The 2,755-nt window shown below is 59.7% G+C and carries 3 protein-coding genes; 1 reads left to right on the top strand and 2 read right to left on the bottom strand.

The genetic code is table 11. The features are described from left to right. The first annotated feature begins 175 nt into the window (after nt 1–175). Nucleotides 176–601, top strand: a complete 426-nt coding sequence (locus WC359_15480; GenBank protein ID MFA5401853.1) for a hypothetical protein — start codon at nt 176–178, stop codon at nt 599–601. A 43-nt stretch (nt 602–644) separates the two neighbouring features. Here WC359_15480 and WC359_15475 read toward each other — a convergent pair whose 3' ends face one another. Next, entirely contained in the window at nt 645–2,078 is a 1,434-nt protein-coding gene (locus tag WC359_15475; GenBank protein MFA5401852.1) for a protein rep, read from the bottom strand. 3 nt (nt 2,079–2,081) lie between these two features. Then, on the bottom strand, nt 2,082–2,570 hold the full coding sequence (locus WC359_15470; protein MFA5401851.1) for a hypothetical protein: 489 nt from the start codon (nt 2,568–2,570) through the stop codon (nt 2,082–2,084). Nucleotides 2,571–2,755: the final 185 nt, after the last annotated feature.

Here is a 2,755-nt window from a genome sequence, read left to right as displayed (position 1 = left end):
GTAGCGTGGCAGCTGGGCATTGGCAATGCGTCGGCTGCAGAAGGACTTACGCCCTGTGCGAAGGTCACCACGGCAAGAAGTGCTTTGGGTGCGGCGCTACGCTCGAGCTCGTTGCCTACGACAAGCCACGGCAGAACGTCCAGCTTCCGTTACCGATCAAGGCGTCAGGGGACAAATGAGCGAACCGAAGTTTTCCGATCTGGCTGTGCTAATGCGACTCGAAGTTGCTCGTCTCGTGAAGGGCAGCCCCATCTGGTTCTTGCTCGATTGGGTCAAAGACGAGCGTGAGCTCACCAAGGAAATGATGCGCATCCTGGAGCGCTTCAACCGGCTCACCCTGTCACTCACCCGGCAGCAGTCAGGTCGGAAGGCTCGGAACGAACCCTATGCTGACGTCATTGGCGTTCGCGCGAAGATGGGCCCGCGTATCATCGGGGTTTGGCCCAAAGGGCCACATGAGCGACAGTTACTGAACGCTCGGACAGCAACAGCAGCCGAGCACATTATCGAATCACAATTCACAACTTGGCTCGCCGGCAGACGGCAAGTTGCCGACTCGCCACCTAAGCCCAGTGAACCGAACGCCAGCGACGAGGATTGAGATCCAACGAGATCCGTACTGGTAAGCATAGCTCCGCCAAAGCTCACGCTGAGCAAGTCATGGGAAGGGGGGTCGACGCTGGTCGGCCCCCGCCTGCTCGCGATAGCTCGGCGGAGAGAAGCGCAAGTAATGCGCCCCAGTCGCCCGTAGCCGTCGCCAACGTTACAGCTGGCAGAAGCGTCGACAAGAAGTATCTGTCTCGTCGCCAGGCTTCGTCCCAAACTCGGCCCGGAATTTCGAGCTGGTATACTTCGCGAATGTCTTCGGCTTTGACTCCGTCCGGGTGGTCGAGATCTTCCCGCACCAAATCACGGATGCCAAAGAAGTCGGCGGTACCGTGCGACCAGGTCAGCTGCTTGCGACCAAACAACGCATCCTGACCTTCCTGCCAGACCGGAATCATGCGCTTGTCGCCGTCAGCTGCCTTCTCGGCAATTTGCCACCAAGTCAGGTTTCCGTGCTTGCCGCCCTTCGTCTCGTAGCTCGTCAACTCGAGGAACATCTTCGCGACGTACCGGCCGTCCCTCGACTGATAGATCTCACGGAAGGTGACTCCCCGTTCTTCGGAGGGCTTGAACTCTTCGTTGAAACGCTCTGACTCCAAGCATTTCCTGCGAATGGACTCCGTCCATCGCGTCCGAAGCTCATCCTGCATGGCTGGGTCCAACTCGCCCTCGGTCAGCAGGACAACATGTAAGTGGGGATGCCAGCCGTTCTCATTCCCATACGTCGGTTCGAGGGCCCGAACGAAGTGAGCTATGCCCATCTGCGCCCGGAGCTCAGCGCCAGCGCGACCTGCAAACATGTCAGACCAGGCCTCAGCGAGCAGCTTACTGGTGCGCTTGAGCGAATGCGAAAGGGCGTGCTTGATGGTGAGAGTCATCATGTACGCCCGCGCATTCGGGGGACCCTTGCGTTCTGGCCCGTAGCCAATCCAACGCTCGATAGCATAGTCAACCAGACCGGCACGTTCGCTCTGGATCTGGATGGCGCAGACAGGGCAGCCCCAAACGTTGTTACAGGTCTGGACTCCCGCCACCCAAGCCCGCTCGCCATCGCTCATCACTTGGACGGTCTTGTGCAGTCGGAAGCGGCGGCAACGGGCCGTGCGGTTGCGCGAGATGGGCCGCAACTTGTCCAACATCCGATAGGCCTTTTTGATGTCGAGTCCGTCACCTTCGATGAGCAGCTCGTCACCGCAGATCCCGGGACTGATCGGCATTGGATGGCCGTGCGCACAGCAAGGCCGAGACTCCGGCTGGGCACAGGCCGGGTTATCCTGCTTCGGGCTGGGTGGTTCGGGCTTGGGTAGCTCTACACCGCGTTCCTCGCAGAGCCAATGCCAGACAGTGACTTCTGTTTCGCGCTTGAGAAACCGAAGCCGTTCCTTGAGCTCTCGCTCCCGCGCCCAGTCCTTCGATCGGTTGCGCCGTTGGCAACGATTCAAAGAGAAGAAGAGCGGTGCGGCTTCCTGCATGGTCTACCGAAGTGCTCGCACTTGAACCTGAAGATCAGCGATGTATTCGCCTTCCTTCGCTATCTTGCGGGTGAGCTCAGTTCTTTCGATAGTCTGCCGCTGCGGTGTGAGCTCCAATCTGCGAAGCAAGTCCTTGCGCCGTTGAGATGCCTTCTGAATGCGCTCAAGCAGATCAGCCCGTTCTTCGTCCTGCTTGGTTCCAGGCTGGCTTGGCAGATGGACAGCGTCCTGCTGATAGGTCTTCAGAAGGATGAAGGTCGGCGTATCGCTATGCTCGAGGCCGTCGAGCAGGGTCTGTTCCACTTGAATGCGCCGACGCATCTCGCCCTTGAATTCGTCGAAGCGCTCGAGAGCCAGCTCACGTTGCCAATAGGCCTTCCGTTCGCGCGCTCGCCCGATCATCTGGGCCCGGCGCAAAGCATCCCGTTCGGCATTCGCTGCCCTCTGATCCCGTCCCTCGGTGTCTTCTTCTGATTCCCAATCCGGATTCATGTTCGGTTTTCCTTTCGAAGGCGCGGCCCGGGCCGCGCCGGAGACTTTTTGACTCGCTGTTCAGTGCTGCAAAATTCCGCGGTTTCAGACCGCGGAAGGATTACTTGCCTCTTTTCCAAGCGGGCTTCGCCCGCCCCTGGCCGGCTGCGCCGGCAGGGGCCCCACCCCTACGATTCGACTGGACT

Source organism: Dehalococcoidia bacterium (assembly GCA_041653995.1).
GTDB lineage: Bacteria > Chloroflexota > Dehalococcoidia > GIF9 > UBA5629 > CAIMUM01.
The sequence above is the reverse complement of the archived record's forward strand: the minus strand, read 5'-3'. Positions and strand labels throughout refer to the sequence as shown.